The following is a 23515-nucleotide window of genomic DNA, read 5'->3' as shown; positions in this document are numbered from 1 at the left end:
TGACTGCACCAGGCTATCTACCATTCCCCATGATCATGCCTGAAGACCATAGCCACTCTGATGCGCTGGCCTTTGCTCGGTCGATTTGGCCTGCCTGTTCTATTGAGTGAGGTGCGGCCATGGCCTGCAGTGGATGTTCCGCCCGTCGCGAATGGGCCAAGAAGTGGATGAGGGTTGGATATGAGCGAGCAGCAGAACTCTTTGGCAAACCTGCTGAGCCAGATACTGGGCGAGCAGGTGAAGCACACGGCGATCCTCGAACGCCTGGCAGAGCAGCAGATCCTGCTGATCGAGGCACTGGCTGATCCTGATGGCGAGGACCCTGATGCACTGCCCGCGACCTACATGGATGGGAGCCCGGTCAATGAGTAGGCTGACCACACTCAAGTCACGAATGACCCAGGTCGAGGGCCGCAAGCTCGGGACATTGACTCCCGCAGAGTGTGCGGGCGGCTGGGGTTCAGGTCGCGGCGGCCGTCCATGGCGGCGTAAGCGCGAGTCGATCCTGCTGCGCGACAAGTACACCTGTCAGAAGTGCGGCGTGGTTACGCTGGACCTTGAGGTCGACCACATCGTCAACATTGCCCAAGGCGGCAACGACGATGACGCCAACCTCCAGGCGCTTTGCGTGCCCTGCCACCACGCCAAGACGGCGGCCGAGGCAGCGCAGGGTGGCGGTTGGTGACTGACACGTCAGTGGCGTGCTAGAAAAGCTGGAAAATGCACCGGTTTGGTGTGGCACGTCACACGCCCACGGGGCGGGTCGAAACCATGGGGCCTTTTGTGTCGGACACCGCCCCCCACCGCACGTAGAGATTTTTTCCCCTCGCTCAGGAAAAGTTAAATGGCATTAACTGACAAAAAGCGCCGGTTTGCTGACGCTCTCTTGTCTGGAGTGAGTAAATCCCAAGCTGCTATTGATGCTGGCTATAGCGTGAAGACCGCGCCACAAGCGGGCTCCAAGCTGTTCAAGGACCAAGACGTGACCGGCTACCTCCAGCGGCGCAGTGCACCAAATGCCCCTCCGCAAAAAGTTAAGTCCGAGGTTAAGAAAGTTAAGTCTGAAGTTGAAAAAGTTAACCTCGACGATGCTTTGACTCTGGATGCGCCGACGTTCGATAGTCGGGCTCTGCTTGAGCGGATTGCGCGTGATAATGAGCAACTGAACCCAGAGCTGGCCGCCAAGATAGCCCTAGGCTTGATGCCGTACGATCACCCGAAAAAGGCCGATTTTGGCAAAAAGGACGCAAAAGAAGCTGACGCGCAAAAGGCAGCCAAAGGCCGATTTGGCCAGTCATCCCCACCACCCATCCAATTACGCTCGGTGAAATAGATGGATCGTGACGAAGACAAGAAAACGGCTGCACCTGGTGTACATAGCGATCCGATGGACTACCTGCTGGCAGAGATGAACGATGCAAGCGCATCTCGGGCAGATCGGCTAGCTGCGGCAGTGGCCTTGATGCCCTATTTCCACGAGTCGCTTAATAATTCCGAGGAGGAAGAAGCGAGCGATTGACAGGCACTACCGTTGCGCAGCGCCTCCGCCTCCATCTCATTTACGCTAGGTGACATAAGTGAACGAACCCACCTGGGACACCTCGTGCCCGGACTGGGAGTCGAGGGTCGTCAATCGACAATCGTTGGTGCCGTTCCCGCCGCTGTTTCCGGACGAGGCTGCAGCTTGTATGCAGGTCCTGAACAATCTGAAAATTGTCGACGCTCCTGGCAGCCCTCTGATTGGCGATTCATCTGCGCCTTGGATTAACGACCTGGCCAGCGCCATCTTTGGGGCTTACAACGCCGGTACCGGTGAGCGATTGATCCAAGAGTTCTTCCTGCTCATAAGCAAAAAAAACGCTAAAAGCACCATCGCTGCGGCAATTATGCTCACCGTTCTGATCCGAAATTGGCGGCAGTCGGCAGAGTTCATCATCCTGGCGCCAACCATTGAGGTTGCGAACAACGCTTACGCGCCAGCCCGCGACATGGTCAAGCACGATGAAGAGCTTTCTGCGCTGCTGCATGTTCAGGATCACCTCCGTACGATCACTCACCGAGAGTCCGGCGCTACGCTGAAGGTTGTGGCGGCCGACCAGAACACGGTCGGCGGCAAGAAGGCAGCGGTCGTCCTTGTGGATGAGCTTCACCTGTTCGGCAAGAACCCGCACGCGGCGAATATGCTGCGGGAAGCCACCGGCGGTCTGGCCTCCAGGCCGGAAGGTTTCGTGATCTACCTGACCACTCAGTCCGACCAACCGCCAGCAGGGGTTTTCCGGGAGAAGCTGCAGTACGCCCGTGGAGTGCGGGACGGCACGATCATCGATCCAAACTTTCTGCCGGTGATCTACGAATTCCCGAAGCACATCCTGGATGCCAAGGAGCATCGCAAACCTGAAAACTTCTACATCACTAACCCCAATATGGGGTATTCGGTCAGCGAGAAATTCCTGATCAGGGAGATGAAGAAGGCAGAGGAGGCGGGAGAGGCTGAGGTGCTGGGCTTCATGTCCAAACACCTCAACGTCGAGATTGGTCTCGCGCTGCGGTCAGATCGATGGGCCGGTGCGGACTTTTGGGTTGCGGCGGCGGTGCCGGTGTTGACGCTCGACATGCTTATCTCAATGTCCGAAGTGATTGATGTGGGTATTGATGGCGGTGGCCTGGACGACTTGTTGGGTTTCGCAGCAGTAGGCCGGGACAAGCGCACGCGTGACTGGCTGATCTGGACCCACGCCTGGGCTCACCCCTCAGTGCTTGAGCGCCGCAAGGCCGAAGCGCCTCGGTTCCACGACTTCGAGAAGGACGGCGATTTGACGTTGTCCATCCGCATCGGTGACGACGTGGCGGATGTCGCCGACCTTGTCGAGCAGATTGAGGCGTCCGGCTTACTCGACAAGGTCGGCTGCGACCCGGTGGGCATTGGCGCGATCTACGACGCGATGATTGAGAGGGAGATACCGGCGGAGAAGATAGTTGCGATCAGCCAGGGCTGGAAACTGGGCGGAGCCATCAAAACCGCTGAACGCAAGCTCGCCGAGGGTGGCTTGAAACACGGAGGCCAACCGCTGATGGCCTGGTGCGTGAGCAACGCAAAGGTCGAGCCTCGGGCCAACTCCATCCTGATCACCAAGCAGGCCAGCGGGTCGGCCAAGATCGATCCATTGATGGCTCTATTCAACGCAGTGACCTTGATTTCCTTGAACCCCGAAGGTCGGGGCAATGACGACTTCATGGCCGCCATTCGGAATCCGATCATCGTATGAACCCATTGTACGTATTCATTCTGACCGCCTTGTCCGGGTTCGCCCTGGCTGTTACTGGCGTATACGTCCTGTTCGGTTTGGGCTGGGCATTATTGGCGGGCGCAGGCTCGTTACTTCTCATCGCTGGTTTTGTACGCAAGGGGCTGACAGGTGACTAAATCCTTATCGGCCGTGATAGGTCGCGCTGCCAGCAAGCCCAGTGCGTCCATTGGCGAATGGTTTGGAAAGTCTATCAAGCTGGGCGATGGCGGGTTCTGGGGACAGTTTCTCGGCGGACAATCAAGTTCTGGCAAGACAGTGAACGTCGACAACGCCATGCAGTTATCGGCGGTATGGTCCTGTGTACGGATCATTTCGACATCGGTCGCAGGGCTTCCGCTTGGGGTCTATCTCCGCGAGGCAGACGGCGGCAGGAAGGATGCTCGCGACTTTGGCCTGTACGACGTCATCCATAACAGCCCCAACGAGGACATGACTGCCTTCCAGTTCTGGCAGGCAATGGTCGCGGCAATGCTGCTGCGCGGAAACGCCTTTGCAGAGATCCTGCGTATCGGATCTCGCATTGTGGCCTTGGATTTTCTGTTGCCATCGCGCGTTGATCTCGACCTCGATGACGACGGGCGCATCACATATTGGTACAGACCACGGAAGGGTGCTCGCCGACAGATCGAGCGCCAGAACATGCTGCATATTCCAGCCTTTAGCCTTGATGGCCGTGTGGGTCTTTCAGCTATCCGTTACGGCGCTGACGTCTTTGGCGCCGCGATGTCGGCGGACGACGCGGCGAATGGCACCTTCAAGAATGGGCTGTTGCCGGCAGTGGCCTTTAAGGTCGACCGGATACTTAAACCGGAACAGCGTGAAGAATTCCGCGACTACGTGAAACAGGTATCAGGCGCACTGAACGCAGGGCGCTCACCAGTGCTCGAACAGGGAATTACGCCCGAGTCCATTGGCATCAACCCGGTTGATGCTCAGTTGTTGGAGTCCAGGGCCTACAGCATTGAAGAGGTCTGCCGCTGGTTTGGCGTCCCACCCTGGATGGTTGGCAAGACGGACTCTGGCAGCAACTGGGGGACGGGGTTGGAGCAGCAGATGATTGCGTTCCTGACCTTCAGCATCAGTTCCATTACCAACCAGATTCAGCAATGCGTAAACAAGCGGCTGCTCACGCCGGTTGAGCGCCAGTCTTATTACGCTGAGTTCTCCCTGGAGGCTTTCCTCAAGGCGGACAGCGCCGGGCGATCAGCCTGGTACAGCCAGATGACCCAGAACGGAATCATGACCCGTGACGAGTGTCGAGTTAAAGAGAACCTTCCACGTCATGGCGGTAATGCCGCGGTGCTCACCGTACAAACCAACCTGGCTCCCATCGACCAGCTGGGCAAGTCAACCGATAGCCAGGCCGCGCAGGCCGCCCTACAAAACTGGCTTGGCCAGAACCAGGAGTAACCATGCAGCTGAACATCAAGGCCGGCAGCTTTCGCTGTGAGCTGAGCCCTCGCGCGCTCGATATGTGGAACCCGGACCTTCGTGCTGCACTGGAGGCCGGTACTGACACCATCACCATGTACGGCATCATCGGAGAGGACTGGTACGGAGAGGGTGTAACACTCAAGCGTGTCGACGCTGCCCTGCGGGCTATTGGCGACAAGCCAGTCACTGTCTACATCAACTCGCCCGGCGGCGATATGTTCGAAGGTATCGCGATCTACAACCGCCTACTCGAACATTCGCAGGAGATCACCATCAAAGTGCTCGGGTTGGCTGCCTCTGCCGCGTCCGTGATCGCAATGGCGGGCACTAAGCGGGAGGTGGCCAAGACGGCTTTCCTGATGATCCACAACTGCTGGACGTACTTCGCCGGTAACCGGCATGCGATTCGCGAACTGGCCGATACCATGGAGGAATTCGACCGAGCGATGATCAGCCTGTATTCCGACACAAGCGGGCAGGATGAAAAAGCCGTAGAGAAGATGCTCGACGCCGAGACCTACATGAATGGTGCGAACGCCTTGGAGAAGGGCTTTGCAACGGGGCTTATCTCTGCTGCCGAGGTTACGGAGGCGCCCGATAACGGGCAGTCGCAAGCGCACGCCGCCCGCAAGCTCGACGCGGCCCTGGCTAAATCCGGGATGCCACGCAGCGAACGCCGAAAGCTTTTATCCGAAATCAAAACTGGCACGCCTGGCGCTGCTGGTGACGGCACGCTCCGCGCTGTCGTTGTGGGTACGCCTTGCGCTGCCCTTGATGTATCCGCGTTTGAAGAAACCGCAACCCAGGCTTCAGCACTGAAAGGGCTGCTTCCCATTCGCTGAAAACTGTTCTCGCAATTGATTACGAACCGCCCGAGTGGCGGTTTTTTCATTTCTGAAAGGAACACAAAAATGCCCGCAGATCTTTCTCAAATCGAAGCTTCCCAGAAGCAAACTCAGGCCGACCTCAAAGCTGTCGGCGATCAGATCAAGACTTACGCCGAGCGTACCGAGAAAGAAATCAAGCTCTCGGGTGAAATGCAAACCGAGACCCGCGCCAAGGTCGACGAACTGCTTTCCAAGCAAGGCGAACTGCAAGCACGAATGCAGGATGCCGAGCAGAAGCTGGTCAATGCAGGCAAACAGCATGAGCCTGAGCAACAGCTTTCTGCCGGTCAGTTGGTTGCGGCCAAGCTGGCAGAAGAGGGTATGACCAGCTCGTTTCGTGGCTCGCGTCGTGTGGAAGTTCCGCGCGCGGCCATCACCTCGGCTCCGGCCTCTGGTGGAGCGTTGGTTGCACCTGATCGCGTCGGTGTGATTCTGGCACCTCAGCGCCGGCTTACCATTCGCGACCTGCTCGCACCAGGGACTACTGGCAGCAACGCTGTCGAATACGTTCGTGAAACCGGCTTCACCAACAATGCGGCGATCGTGGGTGAGGGCTTGGCCAAGCCTTACAGTGAACTGACCTTCGCGCTGGAAAACGCGAACGTTCGCACCATCGCTCACTTGTTCAAAGGTAGCCGCCAAATTCTGGACGACGCCGCGGCGCTGCAAAGCTACATCGATGCCCGAGCTCGTTACGGTCTGCTGTTGGCCGAAGAAGCGCAGTTGCTCTACGGCAACGGCACTGGCAATAACCTGCACGGCATCATCCCCCAGGCTCAGGCCTATGCAGCGCCGATCGGCATCACCGTGGAAGCCGCGCAGCGTATCGACCGTATTCGTCTGGCGCTGCTGCAGGCCACCCTGGCGGAGTTCCCATCTACAGGCATCGTGCTCAACCCGATTGACTGGGCTGCTATTGAGCTGCTCAAGGACGGCGAAGGCCGCTACATCATCGGCAAGCCTCAGGAAGGCACGTCGCCACGCTTGTGGAACCTGCCTGTAGTGGAGACCCAGGCCATTGTTCAGGACCAGTTCCTGGTTGGCTCTTTCAATCTGGCAGCGCAGATTTTTGACCGCATGGGCATCGAAGTTCTGGTCTCTACCGAGAACGACAAGGACTTCGAAAACAACATGGTGACCATTCGTGCTGAAGAGCGTTTGGCCTTCGCGGTTTATCGCCCAGAAGCGTTCGTCACTGGCGATTTGACCGCGGCTTAATTCGCACCGAGAAACAACAGCCAGCCGTCCACGGGGCGGCTTTGCTGTACGCAGGAGAGAGGAAATGGCTCGCACTTCAAAGAGTGATGTTCCAGCAAGTACCCAAGATCAGCAGGGCGTTACAGCTTCGGTAACCCCTCAAGCCAAAGAGCCTCAGCCGGAAACGGGAGGGGTGAGACGGGGGGTAACGATTTACCCGTTGCGCAGCTACCTGGATGGTAAAGAGATCAAGCGCGCAGGAGGTAAAGGATATGAGTCGCCAAAGCATGAAGCTGCGCAGCTCATAGCCAAAGGTTTGGCAACTGACGAAAAACCGGGGACTTGAAATGACTGCTATCACCGTCGATGTTGCCATGCAGCACTTACGGGCTGAGCAGGAAGATTCGGATTATGTAGTGTTGTTGCTCGAGGCTGCCGAGGACAGCGCTGCACAATTTCTTAACAGACATTTTTATGCTGACCAGCAGGCGCTGGATCAAGCGGTATTGGATGGCGTTGCTGGTACTGATCCGATTCTGATAAATCCGTCTGTCCGTGCTGCTTGCTTGCTGATCTTGGGCAGCCTTTTTGAGAGCAGGGAAGACGTCATTGTGGGCGCGACCTCTTCTCAACTGCCGATGGGTTCTCGCTCACTGCTCACGCCGTATCGTATTGGCTGGGGGGTGTGATGCGCTCAGGAAAACTGCGGCATCGTTTGGACTTCGAAGCACCAGGTCTGCAGCAGGATCCGGCCACAGGTGAAATGCTTGAGGGTTGGACATTAGTCTGGAGCAAGGTTCCGGCTTCCATTGAGGCACTCAGCGCTCGCGATCTCATCGCAGCTAAGGCAGGCCAGTCAGAGGTCAGCGCCCGGATCGTTATCCGGTACCGGACTGGCATCCTGCCGACGATGCGCATCCTTCACCGCGACGTGATCTACAACATCCAAGGCCTACCACTCCCTGACAAGGTATCAGGGCTGGAGTACCTGACCTTGCTTGTCGCTGCAGGGGTGAATGATGGCTGACAGCATTGAATTCAGAGTTGAAGGTCTCAATGGCGTTATCGAAAAGCTGAAAACCCTCGCGCCTCGCTTGCAAAAAACAGGTCTGCGCCGTGCTTCCCGCAAAGCAATGAACATCGTCCGCGATGCTGCTCGAGCGAATGCCAAGGCGATCGATGATCCGCAAACCAAGGAGAAGGTCTGGAAAAACATCGTGACCCAGGAGTCTCCGCGCGGCGGCAAGCGCGAAGGCGGGATCATGATGCGTGTTGGCGTTCGTGGCGGTGCCAGCAGAAACCAGTACAGCCAGGACGCTTCCGGTAATCCCGGCGGTGACACCCGGCACTGGAGGTACATTGAGCTCGGTACAGAGCACATGCAGGCTCATCCGTTTTTGCGGCCCGCGCTGCAAAGCAATGTCGCAGCGGTGACCGAAAAGCTTGCTGCCGAACTTCGTAGCGAAATTGATCGATTAGTCTGAGGTGGCCGATGTTTGCACCGATATTTGCGGTCTGCGCTGCCGATGCGGGCGTGACCGCGTTGCTGGGCACCAGCCCGACAAGACTTTATCCATTTGGCGAGGCACCCCAAGACACCGTAAACCCTTACGCAGTGTGGCAAATGATCACTGGCAGCCCGGAAAACTACCTGGCTGGTCGCCCGGACGTGGACGGTTTCACGCTGCAAGTGGATGCCTATGCTCCGACAGGTTCTCAGGTGCGAGCAATTGCAGCGGCCATCCGGGACGCCATCGAGTTGCAGGCTTACATCATCCGCTGGGGTGGTGAGTCGAGAGATCCTCAAACCAAAACCTACCGCTACAGCTTCGATGTTGACTGGTTAGTCCCGCGTTAACCCACCCGCAAATTCTGCCCGCCCTATGCGGGTTTTTTTTCGTCTGTAGGAGACACCTATGTCCATTCTTGCCCAGGGCACGCAGATCTATGCTCTCGTACCCACCATAGCTGACCCAGCAAAGCTGGAAGTCATCGAAATCGAGTGCGCAACGGCATTCAGTCCAGGCGGTAATCCTGCTGACCAGATCGAGACCACTTGCCTGAGCGCAATGGTTCGCAGCTATATGCGTGGCTTGCGCACGCCTGGTCAGGCCTCGCTGACGCTCAATGCTGACCCGCGTAATGAATCCCATGTGCGCTTGTATCAGCTGTCTGAAGACGACACGATTGAAAGTGTGCACTGGGTTGTTGGCTGGTCTGATGGGAAAGATATTCCCCCAACCCTCAGCACTGAAGGCGATGACTTCGTGCTGCCCAAAACGCGCACCTGGTTCGTTTTCGATGGCTATGTCAGCGACTTTCCGTTCGACTTTGCAGCCAACACTGTCGTGACCACCGCAGCCACCATCCAGCGCTCGGGCGGCTCAGCCTGGATTCGTAAGGTCGCCGTGTGATGGACCTGAGTATTGAAAACCTCACCAAGTCCAAAGCGTTCACATCGAAGCCGGTACCCAAGGAAATCGTTTGGGAACATGACGGCGTGAAGCACAAGTTTAAAACGTATATCCGTCCGCTGGGTTATCACACGGCCGTGGGTGATATCAGCTCTGTTCGCAATGACAATTTCTTAGCCGCAAGGATCGCCTCCAGCATCTGTGATGGCGACGGAAAGCCTGTGTTTGCCGTGGCAGACCTCACCGGCGAAAACGACCCCGAGCGCGGGCCTATCGCCGACTCGCTGACTCACGCTCTGCTGATCGCCATTGGTGAAGTGCAGAACCTGGGAAAGACGCCGACCTCGAAAAAATAGACGAAATATGGTGCGAGCTGGTGATGAACGGAATCGGCGGCCGCACCATCGCCGAAGCGCAAGAAAACATTACGTACCCTGAATTTATGATCTGGTGCAAGTTTCGCGGCAAGCGCGGATCGTTGAATCAGGGGATGCGTATCGAGGTGGCGATAGCGCGTTTCATGACGTTGTACGGCAACGTCAAAACCGGCAAAAAAACATTCGCCATTGAGGACTTCGCGCCTCATATGGACCTACCAGAACTGACACTCGAACGCGCTATGGAAACATGGCAGTAAGGAACGCGCATGGCTCGCTCGCTGGGCACTCTGACGCTCGACCTCATAGCAAAAATCGGCGGCTTTACCGGGCCAATGGACAAGGCCGGTGAATCCGCCAAAAAGTCGATGGGCCAGATCGAAAGCAGTGCCAAGAATGCTAGCCAGTCGGTTACCAATTCGCTGAAAACCATCGGGGTGGCTGCTGTTGGCTACCTGGGTACGCAGCAGATCGTTCAGTACGCCGAAACCTGGACCTCCGTCCAAAACAGGTTGAAGCAAGTCACTGGTACTCAGCAGGAGCTGGCTGTAGCCACGCAGGCGGTGTTCGACGTTGCTCAGCGGTCAACCTCTGCGCTCGAGCCTACCGCCGAGCTGTACCAGCGGATTGCGTCCAGCACCAAGGTGCTGGGTGTCTCACAGACTGAAGCAATCCGGGTGACCGAATCGATCAGCAAAGCCATGTCGGCATCAGGTGTTTCTGCTGAGTCCGCCTCAGCTGCTTTGGTCCAGTTAGGCCAGGCCTTTGCCTCGGGTGTGCTTCGCGGTGAAGAGCTGAACTCTGTGATGGAGCAAGCACCCGCTCTGGCGAATGCTATTGCGGCAGGCATGGGTGTCACGGTTGGCGAGCTGCGCACCCTGGGTGCAGCAGGCACGCTCACATCCAAGGCAGTATTTAACGCGATTCTTGGGCAAACGGAGGCAATCGACGCGGCGTTTGCTAAAGCACAGACCACTATTGCGCATGCTTTCACGACCGTTCAAAACTCAGTGACCCGCACTGTCGGGACCATGGATCAGTTGACGGGCGTTTCGGTGGAGGCGGCTGGCGCATTGGTCAGTATTTCCAAATCGCTTGATACGGCCAACATCGAAAAAATCGTATCTGTACTGGGGGTCGGCTTAGTTGGTGCCCTTGGTCGAGTTGCCGCCGGCTTTGCAAATACAGCCATCGCTGCCGGCATGAACGTCCTCGCGATGGGTGAAGTTGCAGCCGCCAACGCTGTAGCCACGGCGGCTGCCGTGCGTAAAGCTGAGGTGGATCTAGTCACCGCAAAAAACGCAGTGACCAACGCTCGCCTAAATCTTGCGCTGGCTACCAGCGTGAATGACATAGCCATTGCTGAGAGGCTGCTTGATGCGGCCAAGGCCAAGGCACTCGCGGCGAGTGCTGCACTTTCTGGGGCACGAGGAGCTGAAGCGACTGCGGCAACGCTCTCCGCATCCGCTACAACTGCTTACGGCTTTGCTCTGCGGGCAGCAAGCGCAGCTGGCGCCGGCTTAGTACGTGCCGGCTCGGGATTGCTCGCGCTGCTTGGGGGGCCAGTCGGGCTGGCATTCATTGCAGGAGCTGTTGCGCTTTCGTTCGTTGATTTCAGCAGCAAATCGGACAAGCTGAAGGGGGACCTGAGCAGCCTGGGTACCGCTGTCGATCAAGTACGGCTTGAGTTCAATAAGTTAAATGCGGACCAGCAGCAAAATCAGGTGAATGTCTGGCGCGACAAGCAGCTGGGCGCCACGATGGCCGTGGATAACGCCTATGCCGATCTAAAGACGTCCGTCCAAAGTGGGCTTGTCGACATTTCCAACATTGAAATGGTCGATCTGGCAAAAGTCGCCGATCAGGTTCGCAGCTACGATGCCTTTATTGGAAAGCTGGATGAGGCGAAAGCGAATGGCGAAGCGTTGGGGCCAATCCTTCGCGAAGCAGCCTCCAGTGGGCAGATCAGTCCGGCACAGCTGAAAAGTTGGGAAACGCAAGCGAGCGTCGTGGCAGACGCGGACGTTGTATTGCGCCAAGTTAACGATAGGTTGGCACTTCAGAGCGATATTTTAGCCCGCAACACGGCCGAGGCAAATGCCAATAATATCGCCAAAGCTGGCTTTACTGGGGCCGGGCAAAAGTATCTCGATACGCTGACAAAACAGCTCGGAAGCCTGCAAGACAATGGCGATGCGGTGAAAGAGGCGAACCGCTACATCGCAGAACATGCCGATCTTTCCGAGACTGACCGTGTTGCCATTGTGTCGGCTGCGACGGCTGTCAAATCGCAGGTCGCCGCCAATAAGCTGCTGATAAGCAGTCAGCGCGAAAGCAACAAAGAAATTTCGGCGGCCGCTGCGGCTGCGCAAAAATTGCTGACCGCTTTCGAAAACTCGGCGGAGGGATATGAGCGAGAAATTGAGCTGATCAACACCACCACCGATAAGCGAAAAAAGGCGAGTGAAGTCTCTCAGCTGGCCTTCGAAATTGAGTCGGGAAAGTTGGTTGGGATCAATGCTGAGCAGCAGGAGCGACTTAAAGGGCTTGCTGCCGAGCTGGACATCAAGAAGCAGTTAAAGCAAACCAACGAGGACGCCGCCAAAGTTGCAGCGTTTGCGGCCGCGCAGGACATTGCCTACCAGACCCAGAAAAACGGTTTCGACCTGGAGCTGGCTGGGGCGGGCATGGGTGACAAGGTCAGGGATCGACTGAAGCAAGACCTTGCGATTCGTCAACAATATGCGCAGGACATTAAAGACCTGCAAGAACAGCAGAACAGCGGTGCCATATCAGATGATGTTTACGCTAAAGAGACGGACTTGCTTAGCGAAAACCTCGATAAGCGCATGGAGCTGCAAGAAAAATACTATGAGCGTCAGGACCAAGCACAGAACGATTGGCTTGATGGCGTTTCTGAGGCGTGGGCGAACTATGCCGATACGGCGAGTGATTACGCGCAAATCGTAAACGATCAGGTATCAAGTCAGCTCGATACCCTGCAAGGCAGTTTCGGCGATGCCATTTCAGCAATGATTCTTGAGAACCAGAGCCTTGGCGATTCGTTCCGGAACATCGTCGACAGCATGGTGACTTCGCTGGTCAAAGGCTTGGCCGACATGATTGCGCAATGGCTAATCCATCAAGCCATAAAACTGGTTATTGGTGGAGTTGGTGATACCGCGGCCATCGCCAGTGCAGGCATTACAGGTACTGCAATCGCTACGGCGTACGCGCCTGCTGCCGCCGCCGCTTCGCTCGCGTCCTTCGGTGGCAACTCTGTTCCAGCCATTGCCGGTATTTTGGCAACCAACGCCGTTGCCAAAGGCGCTGCACTCTCGGGTATGGCGCACGACGGTATCGACTCTGTACCGCAAGACGGCACCTGGCTCCTGCAAAAGGGCGAGCGCGTCACAACTGCCCAGACCAGCGCAAAGCTGGACAAAACCCTTGCGGGTATCGAGTCATCAGGTGGCCAGGGCAACAGCGGGCGCCAATCAGTAGTCAACCAAACCATCAACGTCCAGGGTCGTGTAGACCGCCGCACCTCTACACAGCTCAACAATGACGCTGCCCGCAAACAACGTATCGCTCAAGCGAGGCTTGGCTGATGTTCAACGAAACCAGGCTGTTGGACTGCGTCTCTTACGGGTCGCAGTTCGGGCAGGAATTCAAAACACGCATCACCCAGTTGCGTAATGGGCGTGAGCGCCGTAATGCGGATTGGGCTCTGCCATTGGGCAGATACAGCGTGACCTACCAGGCGCTAAAGCCTGAGGACCATCTATTGGTTCGCGGCGCACACATGGCCTGTATGGGAAGTCTGATTGCATTCCGGTTCAAGGATTGGACGGATTATCTCGGCGAACATGAGTTGATTGGGGAGGGCACCGGTGTTGCACAGACCCTTGCCCTGTCGAAGTCTTATGCCTTTGGTCCCATCAGCTTTGCCCGTCCGATTACCAAACCGGTGGCCGGGACGATCGTTATTTATGAGGGTGGCCAGCCGGTAGCAGCCAGTGTCAATTACACGACCGGCATGGTCACCGTCACGGCCCCACCGGGTTCGCCGATCACCTGGTCAGGCGAGTTTGATGTTCCGGTTCGCTTTGAATCTGACCGTCTCGACTGCGACCCCATCGCCCGATTCAGCAATGGGTATGTGCTGACCGCAGATGTTGACCTTGTGGAGGATCGCCAGTGAGAACTATTCCAACAGCCTTACGCGCTCACTTGCAGCAACCCGTCACCACGACCTGCCGCATCCTTCGCTTCATCTTGGCTGACGGCCGCATCTTTGGCCTGACCTCGCTTGACCGGGATGTTGTGTACCAGGGCGTCACCTATTCATCGGTCAACGGCTTTGACTCGAGCGTGATCGCCACGGACGCCGGACTGAGCGTCGATAACTCGGAAGGCTATGCGCTGCTGTCGGCAGATGCCTTGGGCATTACTCTTGAAATAGTGGTCTCTGGCCAGCTCGACAATGCCCAGTGGGAAATGCTGCTGATCAATTATCGCGACCTGAACATGGGTCACATGATCATTGATGCGGGCGACACCGGGGAGGTTACGACCCAGAGTGGTGTGGCTTACATGCCTGAGCTGCTCAGTTATGCGATGCGCTTGCGCCAGGCAATCGGGCATGTGGACAGTCGGACCTGCCGGGCAACTTTCGGCACTCCGGCCAACACACAGACCGGCTGCGGCGTGAATGCCGAGGTGCTATGGATGTCGGCGGCTGTGACGGGCATGGGTGATGAACCACGCCGAGTATTTGCAGACAGCGCGCTCCTGCTGAACCCTTCGCCGATCCCTGGCCGCATCCGCTGGACTGGCGGCCGCAATGCCAGTGCCAGCCGCTTGTATCAGATCGAGGCGTACAGCTCGGTGTCTGGAACTATTGGCCTACTTGAGCCGCTTCCGTTCGACGTGCAGGTCGGCGACACCTTCGACATCCGCCGCGACTGCCCCAAAAACCCTACGGCGTGCACTGCCTTCGGCAACTTCATCAACTACAAGGGCGAGCCACTGATTCCGATTGGTGACGGCGTCCCTCTGTTAACACCGGGTGGCCAGATAGCAGGCGGTTTCGTTGGTTCGCAGGTGGTCGAATGACGCCCGCTGAGCTTCGCGTTGCCGAGGCCCGCAGCTACATCGGCGTGAAATGGCGCCATCGCGGCCGCAAGCCCTGGTCGCTGGACTGCATCGGTCTGGTGATTCGCGCAGTGGCTGCCGGCGGGCTTGAGATGGTCGACCGGCAGAACTACGGTCGTGAGCCGTGGAATGACGGCTTGCGGCAAGAGATGCGCGACCAGCTTGGCGAGCCAGTAGAGGCATGGCAACCGGGCGATATCGCGCTGATCAGTTGGGATGGCGGCGCCGAGCCTTCGCACGTCGGCGTCATTGGCGATTACCCGGGCGGACTGTCCCTGATTCACTCCTACAGTCTGGTCGCGGTCTGCGAGCACCGGATCGACGAGGCCTGGCACAAACGCATCATTGAGGTTTATCGACCATGAGCCTCAGCGCAACGCTCTTTGGCCGCGACAGCGCGATATTCAAGGCCACCAACATCCTCGGCCTGGGCATTCCAGGCTGGCTGGACAGGAAGTTCGGTGCCAAGCCACTGCAAGGTGCATCGCTGGGTGAGATGGCATCGCAGACCAGCAAGGAAGGGGTGGCCCGTCCGATCATATGGGGCATCGTCCGGCCCATCGGTGGCAACATAATTGCCACCTCCGAGCCGATCATTCGTCAGATCGAGTCCGAAACAGACAGCGGCGGGAAGGGCGGGGGTAGCAAGAGTAAAAAGACGATGGTCAATGCGGTCTATCGCACCTACGCAATTCGTATCTGTGAGGGGCCAATCACCGGCATACGCCGTGTCTGGCGCAACACGAAGCTGGTGTACGACGGGCGCGGCAATGCCTGGGGCGCGACCAATAATGGTGTGTTCCTGACCAAGGCCACTTTCTACCTGGGCGGCTGGGATCAGCTTCCATCGCCGGCGCTGCAATCGATCTTCGGCGTAGCTGCGGTCACGGCTCACCGTGGTACCTGCTACATGACTATGAGTGACGAAGACCTGACCGACCTGGGCGGTGCAATTCCGCAGTTCATTTTCGAGGTTGAGCGCGCCGAGGGCATGCCGCTTACATCGCGTATTTATCCGATTGAGGATATCCAGGCAGTCCAGGAAAACGGTACGGTTGGTTTGCGCGGGGCACCATTTATCAATCGGGTTGAGGGTGTCGATTCGGGCGAATCATTAGTCACGGGTTCGATGCGTTCAATGCTTCAAACGTATCGAAACTATGCGCCTGAGGGCACCCAGCTTATCGCTGAAACATTGATACGCGCCGAACTGCGTTCAATACTTAAAGCGTATCCGAATTATGCGCCAGAAGCTGTAAATGATAGCGGTGTACTTGTTAGTGGCACGCTGACTCGAACGCTTATACGTTACGCAAATTATGCGCCAGAAGCTATCGTCACTGGCGAATCTATACAGCGTGGGAGTTTAGGCTGATGTGTGTAGTTAAACTAAATACAGAGCAGGCTGTTGAGGGTTGGTTTTCTGTCGAGAAATTTAAAGTCGATAGTAATGGAAATGAGATTGAAGGTTCACGCCACAAGCCTGTTCCAGATTTCAGGAATCTTATCACCAACGCTGGGCTAGATAGGATGGGCGCATACGCTGACTGGCTATGGTATTGTCAAGTTGGCAGCGGGTCTACTATTGCCAACGTATCCGACACAACACTAGCGGCCCGTGTTGGAAGTGCTAGCGGCCCCACCCCTGTACAGGCCATGCAATCAACAGCGCCGTACTACATCAGCGCAACAACGACATACCGATTTGCAATTGGTACGGCTGTCGGCAACTTGTCGGAAGTTGGCGTTGGCTGGGCTGAAACCGGGTCGCTATTTAGTCGTGCACTTATCGTCGATGGTTCGGGTGTCCCGACAACGATAACCGTATTGCCTGACGAAATTCTGGATGTAACGTATCAATTCCGTTGCTACGCGCCTACTGCTGATGTGATGGGCACTATCGTATTGCGCGGCGTTACCCATACATGGACTTCACGCGCAGCAATGGTTACATCAATGAACATATACCAGGGTTGGTATATGCCGCGCGGTGCTTGGCTTATGAGTAACCCTGGTGTGCATCAGGCTACAGACGGAACAATTGGCCCTGTTACTGGCGCGCCTACCGGCGACGTGACAGCCGCATCATCTATCTCAGATGCCGCGTATTCATCAGGGAGCTACGCACGTGAAGGGACGTTAACGTTTGGTTTGAACCAAGCGAACTACGCTACTGGCATCGGTGCAATAATTACTGTGCATGGTATTGGTGTTAGTCAAATTTCGTTTTCGCCTCAGATTATGAAAACTAGTGAAGACGTATTGACGCTAGTTGTCAAACACTCATGGGCAAGGAAAACCCTGTAATGATGCCCGATAACGTGCTTTCGTCTCAGACAGTGCGCGGCAATATAGTGGGCGCCCGTGCGCTCGCTGTAACACCTATCGTCGATTATGAGGACGGTGGCGTAGCGCTTAACGACTCGACCCGTGGCAATCAGTACCAAATCTGGCAGGCGCTGCTAATCAAGGATCAAGTGCTTGTAAGCGCGCCAAACACGCCAGAATTCGTGATGTTTGCGGGGCCTGGCCTGACGGAAATTAGCCTGACGTTCGATCAGAACATGCGCCCGGTGCTGGCGTTCGTGCAGGGCGGTGTCGCACGTTATCGCTGGTATGACCCAACTGTTGGCGCGCAGATTGTTACCGACCTTCCGGCAGGCTCAATCACGCCAAAGGTCATTCTCGACGACAAGCGCCAAACCCAGACCAGCAGCTGCGACGTGATCCTCGCCTATGTGCGCGGCGGGGGGTTGTACTACCGCCAACAGCGCGACCGCTACCAGATTGAACGACTACTCACTGACGGCGTAACCACCAGCCTGCTGCGGATTGGCTTTAGTGATCAGTTGCGTCTTCAATTCATGATGGAGGTTGCCCGATGAGTCTGCCTCCTGAGTGGACAAGGCCGGGCCTTGGCCTGGCTCCGCTGGAAGCAAGTTGGGCCGTTTCATCCATTGTTGCCGAGATCTGCCAGCGCGCAGGTATTCCGCCCGCCAAGATCGATTTGGCGGGCCTCGGCGGGATGTGCGACGGGTTCAGCATGACCAGCGAATATGGGGCCTTCACCGGGCTTGAAAACCTCGGTAATGTCTTTCTGTTCGATGCGGCCAACTGGGATGGAGCGCTGCATTTCGTGCCTCGCGGGCGCCCGGTGATTGCCACGATAGAAATTGGCGACCTGATCGACGACGGTGAAGACATCCAGAAGCTGACCCGGCGTGATGCTATCGATATCCCGCGAGTGCTCAGCCTGCAGTACTTCGACATCGACGGCGGCCTTCAGGCTGATATACAGACCAGCGACCGCAGTTTGGACAGCCGGTCGAAGTCAGAGGCGCAATCAGAAACAACCTTGCTCATGCGTGCTGACGACGCTGCTCGTTCGGTGGTGGTGACGCACAAGGTCACCATTGAAGAGCAGCGCGGCGAGTACGCATTCAGCTTGCCGGATTCATGGTGCTGGTTGTCAGTAGCGGACACCATCATGCTTGACGGCGAGCGCCTGCGGATCACCTCAGTGGAAATCGACGAGGGATTCCAGAAGTACAAATGCTCGTTCGACCGAGCCAGCGCATACATCTCAAGCGTTATCGGTATTCCTGCAGCACCACAGGCTGAGCCGCCGACACTGGTGGTGGGCGACACAGTGTTGCAATTCATCGACAGCCACATCCTGCGTGATTCTGATGACTGTCTCGGCTACTACGTGGCTGTATCTGGCACTTCCCCTGCGTGGGATGGCGCCGTCATTGAGCTGTCGCTTGATGGTGGGGCGAACTACATCGACCGTTCCAGCGGCAGCATACGGGCGACCATGGGCTCGCTCACTGCTCCAGTTGGTGATCACAGCCGCCCGGTTACTTCCGATCTGCAAAACACTGTCAGCGTGAAACTGCTGCGCGATGACGTCGACCTGCAAAGCACCAACCTGGCCGGGATGATGAATCGTCTGAATCTGGCATTGGTCGGCAACGAAATCATCAACTTTGCCGAGGCCGACGAAACCAGCCCTGGTACCTGGGACTTGAGCAACCTGCTGCGCGGGCGTAAGGGTTCGCCCGTCTCTGCGCACCCTGTAGGCGAACGGTTCGTGATGCTTCAGCGCAATCGTCTGTTCTTCATCGATGCCGAGATGTTCAGCCTCAACCGTGCGCTGACCTTCCGCGTCACCACCAACGGTGGATCGGCTGGAATCGTCTCGACCCACACCTTCACCGGAATGTCCCAGGCCGAGCAGGCTCCGGCCTATCTCACTGCGCACCGAGTGGGCAGCAATATTGTGATCGCATGGCAGGGAATCGGAAGAGTCGGGGGCGGGGCAAACGTGGCCATGGGTACGTTCTTCAAGGGCTTTCAGGTGACGATTAACGGCGTAACCCAAACAACTATCGCAAGGACTCTCACCATTCCAGATCCAGGCGGCAGCGTGATCATCAGCGTTGCGCAAATCAATCAACTGACCGGCACCGGTCCCGCAACGGCGCTCACCCTATGAATACGATAAGCAACGCGATCCCCTTTGTGCCAGAGAACACCATAGATCCAGCGGCCGGGATCAATAACGCCCTGATTGCTATCGACGTGCTGTTGCAACTGGCTTTCGTAAGCGTCGGCTTGAACGCGCCTGCAGTGTCACCTGCTGACGGTGCACGCTATGCAGTCGGTACGGCGCCAACGGGTCTGTGGGCGGGTAAGGCGGGCATGATCGCAAGCTGGACGGCGGCACCTGGTTTTTGGACTTTTCAGGCGGCCCGGTACGGCTACAACTTGGCAGACTCAACCCTGTATGTGCGGAACGGTAACCTATGGGCGCCGTTAGCCGCTGCGGGCTTAAGCAACCCAATGACTGCACCGGCCGACCTGATTATTGGCGGCGTTGCTGGCGCACCTATGCGACTTGCTGCGGGTGTAACCGGGCAAGTCTTGACGCGCACAGCTAAAGGCCTGGAGTGGGCAGCACCTTCAACGTACGGAACAGTTGTGATCGAGGCAGCCACGGCGCGAACCTTGATCCTTGCGGATGCTGGCACATACCTGCGAATGACTGGTGCAGCCCCTGCGATCACGGTGCCTCTGCAGGCAACTATTGCGTGGGTCGACAACACCGAGATAACGATACGTCACGCAGGTGCGGGAACGCTGACGTTGGCGCCCGCATCGGGTGTAACGCTCAATACCCCTAATGGCGGCACGCTGACCATGGCAGCGGCTATGACCGTCACGCTCAAGCGTGTAGCGATCAACGTTTGGGACGTACTCGGCCAGACGGTGGCCGCATGATTGCTGGGAAATACGCGAGGTTGGCGGGGCAGCCTCGTCCACATCTACAGGCGCTACACCAGCCTGCTGGGCAACGTGATGTGCAAGCAACACCACTCAACAATCTCGAACAGAAGTGTATGGCAACGTAAGTAGTACCTGGATTGGTAACGTCAGAGACCAGTAACAACGCTGACAGCAGCACAGTTTAAGTCGAACACCGCCCCCGCCACTGAGCGGGTTTTTTTCGCCTGGAGAAAAGTGATGACTGCAACAGATCGCGACAGAGACGTGGTGGCCCGAACACTTTGGGGTGAAGCGCGCGGGGAGGGCTTCGCCGGAATGATCGCCGTGGCCTGGTCTATCCGCAACAGAGTGGATACCGACCTGCACAATGACGGCAAGCCCGACTGGTGGGGCGAAGGCTATATCGGCGTCTGCCAAGCCCCGTGGCAGTTCAGCTGCTGGAACAAAAACGACCCGAACTATCCATTCCTGATCGGCGCGAAGCCGATCCCTTCTGGTGAGTTTGCGACTTGCCAGAGTGCGGCGGCGACGGTGATCGATGGTACGGCGCCAGATCCAACTGGCGGTGCGACTCACTACTACGCCACGACCATGCCCAAGGCCCCAGCGTGGGCGTCGAAGGCCAAGCAGACCCTGAAGCTGGGGCATCATATTTTCTTTAAGGATGTGCCATGAGCTGCCTATCCAGAGTGCTGCGATCCAGCGCCGATTATGGCCTGATGTTCTGGTGCCCAGGCTGCGATGGCGCGCATCGCATCCAGCATGGTGCCGGATCTGGCCCGCGCTGGGGTTGGAATGGAAACGCTGAGAAACCAACCTTCACGCCGTCGATTCTGGTGAGCTATCCAGCCAACCCGGATGCGGGGGAAGAGTTCAAGGAGTGGCGCACCGCCCGGATATGTCATTCGTTCGTGACTGACGGCCGCATCCAGTTTCTTGGCGATTGCACGCACGGCCTGGCTGGCCAGACCGTGGATATTCCTGATTGGGACGAGGAGGGGCTATGACGGACTCCGCGTGGAAGTTGATCGGACTGGGCTTGGCCATCGCACTGCTGCTGGCGCTGGGTGCCGGTTGCGGAGCATGGCTGGCATCAGGACATTATCGACCGCTGCTCGACACCGCTGAGACAGATCTAGCCTCGGCCAAGACCGTCAATGGCAACCTGCTAGCGCTTACCACTGAGCAGGGGCTGGCGCTTGGTGGGTTGGTGCAGGCGGGCGAGAAACGACAGGAGGCCGCCAAAATAGCAGTGGCTACGGCGAAGGAAGAGGCGAAGCCTGACTATGCTGCGGCAAACACGATTCAGCAGGGACATACAGGCGGTGACCCGGCCATGGCTGCGGCGTCGATCATTGATCAGGAACTAGGGTTATGAGACTGCTGCTGATGGGGGTGGTGTTTTTGCTGGCGGGATGCGCTGGGCAGGAACCCGAAATACGCACTGTGCGAGTGGAGGTTCCAGTGCAGGTTCCGTGCAAGGCACCAATCATTGCGGCGCCGGTGTTCGCTGCGGCTGGCTTGAAGAAAGCGGATTCGCTCGAGGTGAAGGTGAGGGCGCTGCTGGCTGAGCGTCGGCAGCATATCGGTTACGAAAAGGAGTTAGTCGCGGCGGTGAGCGCTTGCTAGTAAAGCTCGACTTCTACGACTGAATGTTAATTTTTTCGTAAGCGTCTACCCAACATACCTTGCGTGGTTATCCCCAAGTAACTCGGTACTCTCGTCACTGAAAACAACGAAACTTTCACATCTATCCGACAGAGGCCAGACAACTGGGTGCTTACTCTGGGCGCTGCCATAGGTTGATATCGAGGAGGGTAAGCAAAGCAGTCCTGAGAGCGGGGACTCGAAGGGTAACGTTGACGTAATCGCAATGACTAAAAACGCACGTGAGATCCATTCATTCAGGAGTTACCTATGTCCATCGGATCCGTATCAGCTTCAAATCCAGTGACTATCAACGGGCTAAGTTCTGCCCAAAGTCAGCCTCAGGCGAAAGCAAATCAGGCAAAGGCCTCTACCACAGCCAGTAATGTCGCAGCAGCGCTGAAAGAAGCTACTGAGACTGCCGCGCAAACCGCTCAAGAGGCGGGGCATGGTGATCGTCAGGCACAGCGTTTGATGCAAAAGCAGAACCATCAACCCGCAAACACGGCAGCCCCGACGGCTGGTGTTGTGAATGGTAACGGGCAGATAACCGGCGAGACCATAAACACTAAAGCGTAATCTCCCGGATGCACTGCAAAAGGCTGGCGAACCCTGTGCGAGCAAGGTTTTCCAGTTGCATTCAACGCACAGTAATACGCCACTTCTGCTACGTGCTTGAGACTTCCTGGACCTAAGCCTGATAGTCGTACGCGTCCGGGCATCCGGTCTTGCGCAACTAAACCGGTTGTCATCTATGCGGCAGCAGTTAGGCAAGGGTGATGGCGTCCGCTTAAAAATACGCCTGCACAATCGTCCTTAATGCTGGGGGCCGGTAGGTGTATTCCCCGGACGGATACCGAAAAATTAGCATTTAGCCCGTGCGGGTGCGCTTCCTGTTGATCTTTACGCCGTTACACCTGATGTAAAGCTGGTCGTTCGGACCGAACCCCGTTATGGGGGATTCCGCCTTTCGTCAAGCGTGAGTCATTGTCAACTTGCGCAAAATCGAAGGATCTGAAAATTCACCGTGTACTTTCGTTAGGCTTCGATCGTTCAGCTTGTTCTTTCTTATGGTTCTTCATATCCAGGCGGACACCCCAGGCAAGTATGGCCACTCCGAAAATAGCGACGAGGATGATTTGTGCGGCAGGCATAGTGATATTCCATGAAAAGTTCTATTGATTACATGGTCATCAGCTACGAACAAGTCCGATAGGATTACAGAATGTTTCTCATTTTACGGGAGGAAGTTGTGAGGCCGGTCTTAGGTTCTGAGCATTGGTGGGGTACGAGCGCTTGTCGATATGAGATTGTGTCCGGTCGGCAGGACGCCGGGGGAGGGATTGCGCAAAACCTCCGCTACAGGCCACGGTTTACCGTTTGCATAAGCACACAAAAGCGGATAATTTGTCACTCTGAATATGGTATTTATTCCTTATTAAACAATATGTTATGCGTATTTAATCCCAGTATGGAGGCTAGGGCTCGAGTGTTCGAATCACTTAGTCATCTATGTCCAGCCAGCTCAGTGCGAAGCGTTGAACCGGAATGCGGAGATAGCCACCGTCAGGAAGAGCAATCCGGTCGGGCCGGAGCCGCTCAACCCGTTGCTCGATGTCAGGCTGTCAGGAATGGCTACCGGTGGATTCGCGCTGAGTTGGGTAATGGCACTGACTTGCCCACCCGTTAGCATTCGACCTGACCAGCCTTTTGCATCGGACTTGACCGGCAGAAGTCGACTCATAGCTGCTCGTTATGGTTTCCAGGATATTAGAGACGCTTCACAATCCAGCACAAAAGCTTCA

32 protein-coding genes are annotated in these 23515 nt (G+C 56.8%); 31 read left to right on the top strand and 1 reads right to left on the bottom strand.

The window, feature by feature from the left end; genetic code table 11:
• The first annotated feature begins 180 nt into the window (after positions 1-180).
• The 31 genes from RGU44_RS12175 to RGU44_RS12025 all read left to right on the top strand — a co-directional run bounded on the left by RGU44_RS12175 (position 181) and on the right by RGU44_RS12025 (position 22289).
• Positions 181-372 (top strand): hypothetical protein, encoded by a 192-nt coding sequence (locus RGU44_RS12175; RefSeq protein WP_322180630.1) that lies wholly within the window; start codon positions 181-183, stop codon positions 370-372.
• Complete coding sequence (locus RGU44_RS12170) at positions 365-685, top strand: HNH endonuclease (protein WP_322180627.1); 321 nt, start codon at positions 365-367, stop codon at positions 683-685. The genes RGU44_RS12175 and RGU44_RS12170 overlap by 8 nt, the downstream gene beginning before the upstream one ends.
• A gap of 159 nt (positions 686-844) precedes the next feature.
• Positions 845-1333: a terminase small subunit gene (locus RGU44_RS12165; protein ID WP_322180625.1), complete on the top strand. Its 489-nt coding sequence runs from the start codon at positions 845-847 to the stop codon at positions 1331-1333.
• Positions 1334-1519: a hypothetical protein gene (locus RGU44_RS12160; RefSeq protein ID WP_322217307.1), complete on the top strand. Its 186-nt coding sequence runs from the start codon at positions 1334-1336 to the stop codon at positions 1517-1519. It abuts the gene before it with no gap.
• A gap of 58 nt (positions 1520-1577) precedes the next feature.
• The gene (locus tag RGU44_RS12155; protein ID WP_322217304.1) at positions 1578-3266 is read left to right on the top strand and encodes a terminase large subunit; all 1689 of its coding nucleotides are present in this window, start codon (positions 1578-1580) and stop codon (positions 3264-3266) included.
• Complete coding sequence (locus tag RGU44_RS12150) at positions 3263-3424, top strand: hypothetical protein (protein ID WP_322180619.1); 162 nt, start codon at positions 3263-3265, stop codon at positions 3422-3424. The genes RGU44_RS12155 and RGU44_RS12150 overlap by 4 nt, the downstream gene beginning before the upstream one ends.
• Positions 3417-4718, top strand: a complete 1302-nt coding sequence (locus tag RGU44_RS12145; protein ID WP_322217301.1) for a phage portal protein — start codon at positions 3417-3419, stop codon at positions 4716-4718. Before RGU44_RS12150 ends, RGU44_RS12145 begins: the two co-directional genes overlap by 8 nt.
• A 2-nt stretch (positions 4719-4720) precedes the next feature.
• Complete coding sequence (locus RGU44_RS12140; RefSeq protein ID WP_322217297.1) at positions 4721-5584, top strand: head maturation protease, ClpP-related; 864 nt, start codon at positions 4721-4723, stop codon at positions 5582-5584.
• 69 nt (positions 5585-5653) lie between these two features.
• On the top strand, positions 5654-6847 hold the full coding sequence (locus tag RGU44_RS12135) for a phage major capsid protein (protein WP_322180612.1): 1194 nt from the start codon (positions 5654-5656) through the stop codon (positions 6845-6847).
• A gap of 64 nt (positions 6848-6911) precedes the next feature.
• Positions 6912-7172 (top strand): hypothetical protein, encoded by a 261-nt coding sequence (locus tag RGU44_RS12130; protein WP_322217294.1) that lies wholly within the window; start codon positions 6912-6914, stop codon positions 7170-7172.
• A 1-nt stretch (position 7173) separates the two neighbouring features.
• A complete protein-coding gene (locus RGU44_RS12125; RefSeq protein WP_322180607.1) occupies positions 7174-7515 on the top strand; it encodes a head-tail connector protein in 342 nt (113 codons plus the stop codon).
• Complete coding sequence (locus RGU44_RS12120; RefSeq protein WP_322180602.1) at positions 7515-7853, top strand: phage head closure protein; 339 nt, start codon at positions 7515-7517, stop codon at positions 7851-7853. The genes RGU44_RS12125 and RGU44_RS12120 overlap by 1 nt, the downstream gene beginning before the upstream one ends.
• Positions 7846-8310, top strand: coding sequence for an HK97-gp10 family putative phage morphogenesis protein (locus RGU44_RS12115; protein ID WP_322180600.1), 465 nt, complete (start codon positions 7846-7848; stop codon positions 8308-8310). Before RGU44_RS12120 ends, RGU44_RS12115 begins: the two co-directional genes overlap by 8 nt.
• Positions 8311-8318: 8 nt before the next feature.
• The gene (gene gp17, locus RGU44_RS12110) at positions 8319-8684 is read left to right on the top strand and encodes a tail completion protein gp17 (protein ID WP_322180598.1); all 366 of its coding nucleotides are present in this window, start codon (positions 8319-8321) and stop codon (positions 8682-8684) included.
• 58 nt (positions 8685-8742) lie between these two features.
• A complete protein-coding gene (locus RGU44_RS12105; RefSeq protein ID WP_322180596.1) occupies positions 8743-9240 on the top strand; it encodes a phage tail tube protein in 498 nt (165 codons plus the stop codon).
• The gene (locus RGU44_RS12100; protein WP_322217290.1) at positions 9240-9596 is read left to right on the top strand and encodes a phage tail assembly chaperone family protein, TAC; all 357 of its coding nucleotides are present in this window, start codon (positions 9240-9242) and stop codon (positions 9594-9596) included. The genes RGU44_RS12105 and RGU44_RS12100 overlap by 1 nt, the downstream gene beginning before the upstream one ends.
• A gap of 23 nt (positions 9597-9619) precedes the next feature.
• On the top strand, positions 9620-9877 hold the full coding sequence (locus RGU44_RS12095; protein WP_322182778.1) for a hypothetical protein: 258 nt from the start codon (positions 9620-9622) through the stop codon (positions 9875-9877).
• Positions 9878-9886: 9 nt separating this feature from the next.
• Positions 9887-13228, top strand: coding sequence for a phage tail tape measure protein (locus tag RGU44_RS12090; RefSeq protein WP_322180592.1), 3342 nt, complete (start codon positions 9887-9889; stop codon positions 13226-13228).
• Complete coding sequence (locus tag RGU44_RS12085) at positions 13228-13821, top strand: DUF2460 domain-containing protein (protein ID WP_322180590.1); 594 nt, start codon at positions 13228-13230, stop codon at positions 13819-13821. Before RGU44_RS12090 ends, RGU44_RS12085 begins: the two co-directional genes overlap by 1 nt.
• Positions 13818-14735 carry a DUF2163 domain-containing protein gene (locus tag RGU44_RS12080; protein WP_322180588.1) on the top strand — a complete coding sequence of 306 codons (918 nt, stop codon included), beginning with the start codon at positions 13818-13820 and terminating at the stop codon, positions 14733-14735. The genes RGU44_RS12085 and RGU44_RS12080 overlap by 4 nt, the downstream gene beginning before the upstream one ends.
• Positions 14732-15139, top strand: a complete 408-nt coding sequence (locus tag RGU44_RS12075; RefSeq protein ID WP_322180585.1) for an NlpC/P60 family protein — start codon at positions 14732-14734, stop codon at positions 15137-15139. The genes RGU44_RS12080 and RGU44_RS12075 overlap by 4 nt, the downstream gene beginning before the upstream one ends.
• Positions 15136-16149 carry a hypothetical protein gene (locus RGU44_RS12070; protein WP_322180583.1) on the top strand — a complete coding sequence of 338 codons (1014 nt, stop codon included), beginning with the start codon at positions 15136-15138 and terminating at the stop codon, positions 16147-16149. Before RGU44_RS12075 ends, RGU44_RS12070 begins: the two co-directional genes overlap by 4 nt.
• A complete protein-coding gene (locus RGU44_RS12065; protein WP_322180581.1) occupies positions 16149-17081 on the top strand; it encodes a hypothetical protein in 933 nt (310 codons plus the stop codon). The genes RGU44_RS12070 and RGU44_RS12065 overlap by 1 nt, the downstream gene beginning before the upstream one ends.
• Positions 17081-17659: a hypothetical protein gene (locus RGU44_RS12060; RefSeq protein ID WP_322180579.1), complete on the top strand. Its 579-nt coding sequence runs from the start codon at positions 17081-17083 to the stop codon at positions 17657-17659. Before RGU44_RS12065 ends, RGU44_RS12060 begins: the two co-directional genes overlap by 1 nt.
• Positions 17656-19272: a phage tail protein gene (locus RGU44_RS12055; protein WP_322217287.1), complete on the top strand. Its 1617-nt coding sequence runs from the start codon at positions 17656-17658 to the stop codon at positions 19270-19272. Before RGU44_RS12060 ends, RGU44_RS12055 begins: the two co-directional genes overlap by 4 nt.
• Positions 19269-20057 (top strand): DUF2793 domain-containing protein, encoded by a 789-nt coding sequence (locus RGU44_RS12050; protein WP_322180575.1) that lies wholly within the window; start codon positions 19269-19271, stop codon positions 20055-20057. Before RGU44_RS12055 ends, RGU44_RS12050 begins: the two co-directional genes overlap by 4 nt.
• A 243-nt stretch (positions 20058-20300) precedes the next feature.
• Positions 20301-20738, top strand: coding sequence for a cell wall hydrolase (locus RGU44_RS12045; protein ID WP_322180573.1), 438 nt, complete (start codon positions 20301-20303; stop codon positions 20736-20738).
• Positions 20735-21070 (top strand): DUF6527 family protein, encoded by a 336-nt coding sequence (locus tag RGU44_RS12040; RefSeq protein ID WP_322180571.1) that lies wholly within the window; start codon positions 20735-20737, stop codon positions 21068-21070. The genes RGU44_RS12045 and RGU44_RS12040 overlap by 4 nt, the downstream gene beginning before the upstream one ends.
• Positions 21067-21441 carry a hypothetical protein gene (locus RGU44_RS12035; RefSeq protein WP_322180569.1) on the top strand — a complete coding sequence of 125 codons (375 nt, stop codon included), beginning with the start codon at positions 21067-21069 and terminating at the stop codon, positions 21439-21441. The genes RGU44_RS12040 and RGU44_RS12035 overlap by 4 nt, the downstream gene beginning before the upstream one ends.
• Complete coding sequence (locus RGU44_RS12030) at positions 21438-21692, top strand: hypothetical protein (protein ID WP_322217284.1); 255 nt, start codon at positions 21438-21440, stop codon at positions 21690-21692. Before RGU44_RS12035 ends, RGU44_RS12030 begins: the two co-directional genes overlap by 4 nt.
• Before the next feature lie 288 nt (positions 21693-21980).
• Positions 21981-22289: a hypothetical protein gene (locus RGU44_RS12025; protein WP_322180565.1), complete on the top strand. Its 309-nt coding sequence runs from the start codon at positions 21981-21983 to the stop codon at positions 22287-22289.
• A 946-nt stretch (positions 22290-23235) separates the two neighbouring features.
• Here RGU44_RS12025 and RGU44_RS12020 read toward each other — a convergent pair.
• Entirely contained in the window at positions 23236-23454 is a 219-nt protein-coding gene (locus RGU44_RS12020; protein WP_322180563.1) for a hypothetical protein, read from the bottom strand.
• Positions 23455-23515 lie beyond the last annotated feature (61 nt).

Source organism: Pseudomonas sp. 5C2 (assembly GCF_034314155.1).
Classification (GTDB): Bacteria; Pseudomonadota; Gammaproteobacteria; order Pseudomonadales; family Pseudomonadaceae; genus Aquipseudomonas.
Note: the sequence above shows the minus strand (reverse complement) of the source record. Positions and strands in the feature narration are given on the sequence as shown.

Coding starts and splice junctions, on each gene's coding strand:
- RGU44_RS12175 (WP_322180630.1), top strand. CDS start 181: ATGAGCGAGCAGCAGAACTCTTTGGCAAACCTGCTGAGCCAGATACTG.
- RGU44_RS12170 (WP_322180627.1), top strand. CDS start 365: ATGAGTAGGCTGACCACACTCAAGTCACGAATGACCCAGGTCGAGGGC.
- RGU44_RS12165 (WP_322180625.1), top strand. CDS start 845: ATGGCATTAACTGACAAAAAGCGCCGGTTTGCTGACGCTCTCTTGTCT.
- RGU44_RS12160 (WP_322217307.1), top strand. CDS start 1,334: ATGGATCGTGACGAAGACAAGAAAACGGCTGCACCTGGTGTACATAGC.
- RGU44_RS12150 (WP_322180619.1), top strand. CDS start 3,263: ATGAACCCATTGTACGTATTCATTCTGACCGCCTTGTCCGGGTTCGCC.
- RGU44_RS12140 (WP_322217297.1), top strand. CDS start 4,721: ATGCAGCTGAACATCAAGGCCGGCAGCTTTCGCTGTGAGCTGAGCCCT.
- RGU44_RS12135 (WP_322180612.1), top strand. CDS start 5,654: ATGCCCGCAGATCTTTCTCAAATCGAAGCTTCCCAGAAGCAAACTCAG.
- RGU44_RS12130 (WP_322217294.1), top strand. CDS start 6,912: ATGGCTCGCACTTCAAAGAGTGATGTTCCAGCAAGTACCCAAGATCAG.
- RGU44_RS12125 (WP_322180607.1), top strand. CDS start 7,174: ATGACTGCTATCACCGTCGATGTTGCCATGCAGCACTTACGGGCTGAG.
- RGU44_RS12120 (WP_322180602.1), top strand. CDS start 7,515: ATGCGCTCAGGAAAACTGCGGCATCGTTTGGACTTCGAAGCACCAGGT.
- RGU44_RS12115 (WP_322180600.1), top strand. CDS start 7,846: ATGGCTGACAGCATTGAATTCAGAGTTGAAGGTCTCAATGGCGTTATC.
- gp17 (WP_322180598.1), top strand. CDS start 8,319: ATGTTTGCACCGATATTTGCGGTCTGCGCTGCCGATGCGGGCGTGACC.
- RGU44_RS12105 (WP_322180596.1), top strand. CDS start 8,743: ATGTCCATTCTTGCCCAGGGCACGCAGATCTATGCTCTCGTACCCACC.
- RGU44_RS12100 (WP_322217290.1), top strand. CDS start 9,240: ATGGACCTGAGTATTGAAAACCTCACCAAGTCCAAAGCGTTCACATCG.
- RGU44_RS12095 (WP_322182778.1), top strand. CDS start 9,620: ATGAACGGAATCGGCGGCCGCACCATCGCCGAAGCGCAAGAAAACATT.
- RGU44_RS12090 (WP_322180592.1), top strand. CDS start 9,887: ATGGCTCGCTCGCTGGGCACTCTGACGCTCGACCTCATAGCAAAAATC.
- RGU44_RS12085 (WP_322180590.1), top strand. CDS start 13,228: ATGTTCAACGAAACCAGGCTGTTGGACTGCGTCTCTTACGGGTCGCAG.
- RGU44_RS12075 (WP_322180585.1), top strand. CDS start 14,732: ATGACGCCCGCTGAGCTTCGCGTTGCCGAGGCCCGCAGCTACATCGGC.
- RGU44_RS12070 (WP_322180583.1), top strand. CDS start 15,136: ATGAGCCTCAGCGCAACGCTCTTTGGCCGCGACAGCGCGATATTCAAG.
- RGU44_RS12065 (WP_322180581.1), top strand. CDS start 16,149: ATGTGTGTAGTTAAACTAAATACAGAGCAGGCTGTTGAGGGTTGGTTT.
- RGU44_RS12060 (WP_322180579.1), top strand. CDS start 17,081: ATGATGCCCGATAACGTGCTTTCGTCTCAGACAGTGCGCGGCAATATA.
- RGU44_RS12055 (WP_322217287.1), top strand. CDS start 17,656: ATGAGTCTGCCTCCTGAGTGGACAAGGCCGGGCCTTGGCCTGGCTCCG.
- RGU44_RS12050 (WP_322180575.1), top strand. CDS start 19,269: ATGAATACGATAAGCAACGCGATCCCCTTTGTGCCAGAGAACACCATA.
- RGU44_RS12045 (WP_322180573.1), top strand. CDS start 20,301: ATGACTGCAACAGATCGCGACAGAGACGTGGTGGCCCGAACACTTTGG.
- RGU44_RS12040 (WP_322180571.1), top strand. CDS start 20,735: ATGAGCTGCCTATCCAGAGTGCTGCGATCCAGCGCCGATTATGGCCTG.
- RGU44_RS12035 (WP_322180569.1), top strand. CDS start 21,067: ATGACGGACTCCGCGTGGAAGTTGATCGGACTGGGCTTGGCCATCGCA.
- RGU44_RS12030 (WP_322217284.1), top strand. CDS start 21,438: ATGAGACTGCTGCTGATGGGGGTGGTGTTTTTGCTGGCGGGATGCGCT.
- RGU44_RS12025 (WP_322180565.1), top strand. CDS start 21,981: ATGTCCATCGGATCCGTATCAGCTTCAAATCCAGTGACTATCAACGGG.
- RGU44_RS12020 (WP_322180563.1), bottom strand. CDS start 23,454: ATGAGTCGACTTCTGCCGGTCAAGTCCGATGCAAAAGGCTGGTCAGGT.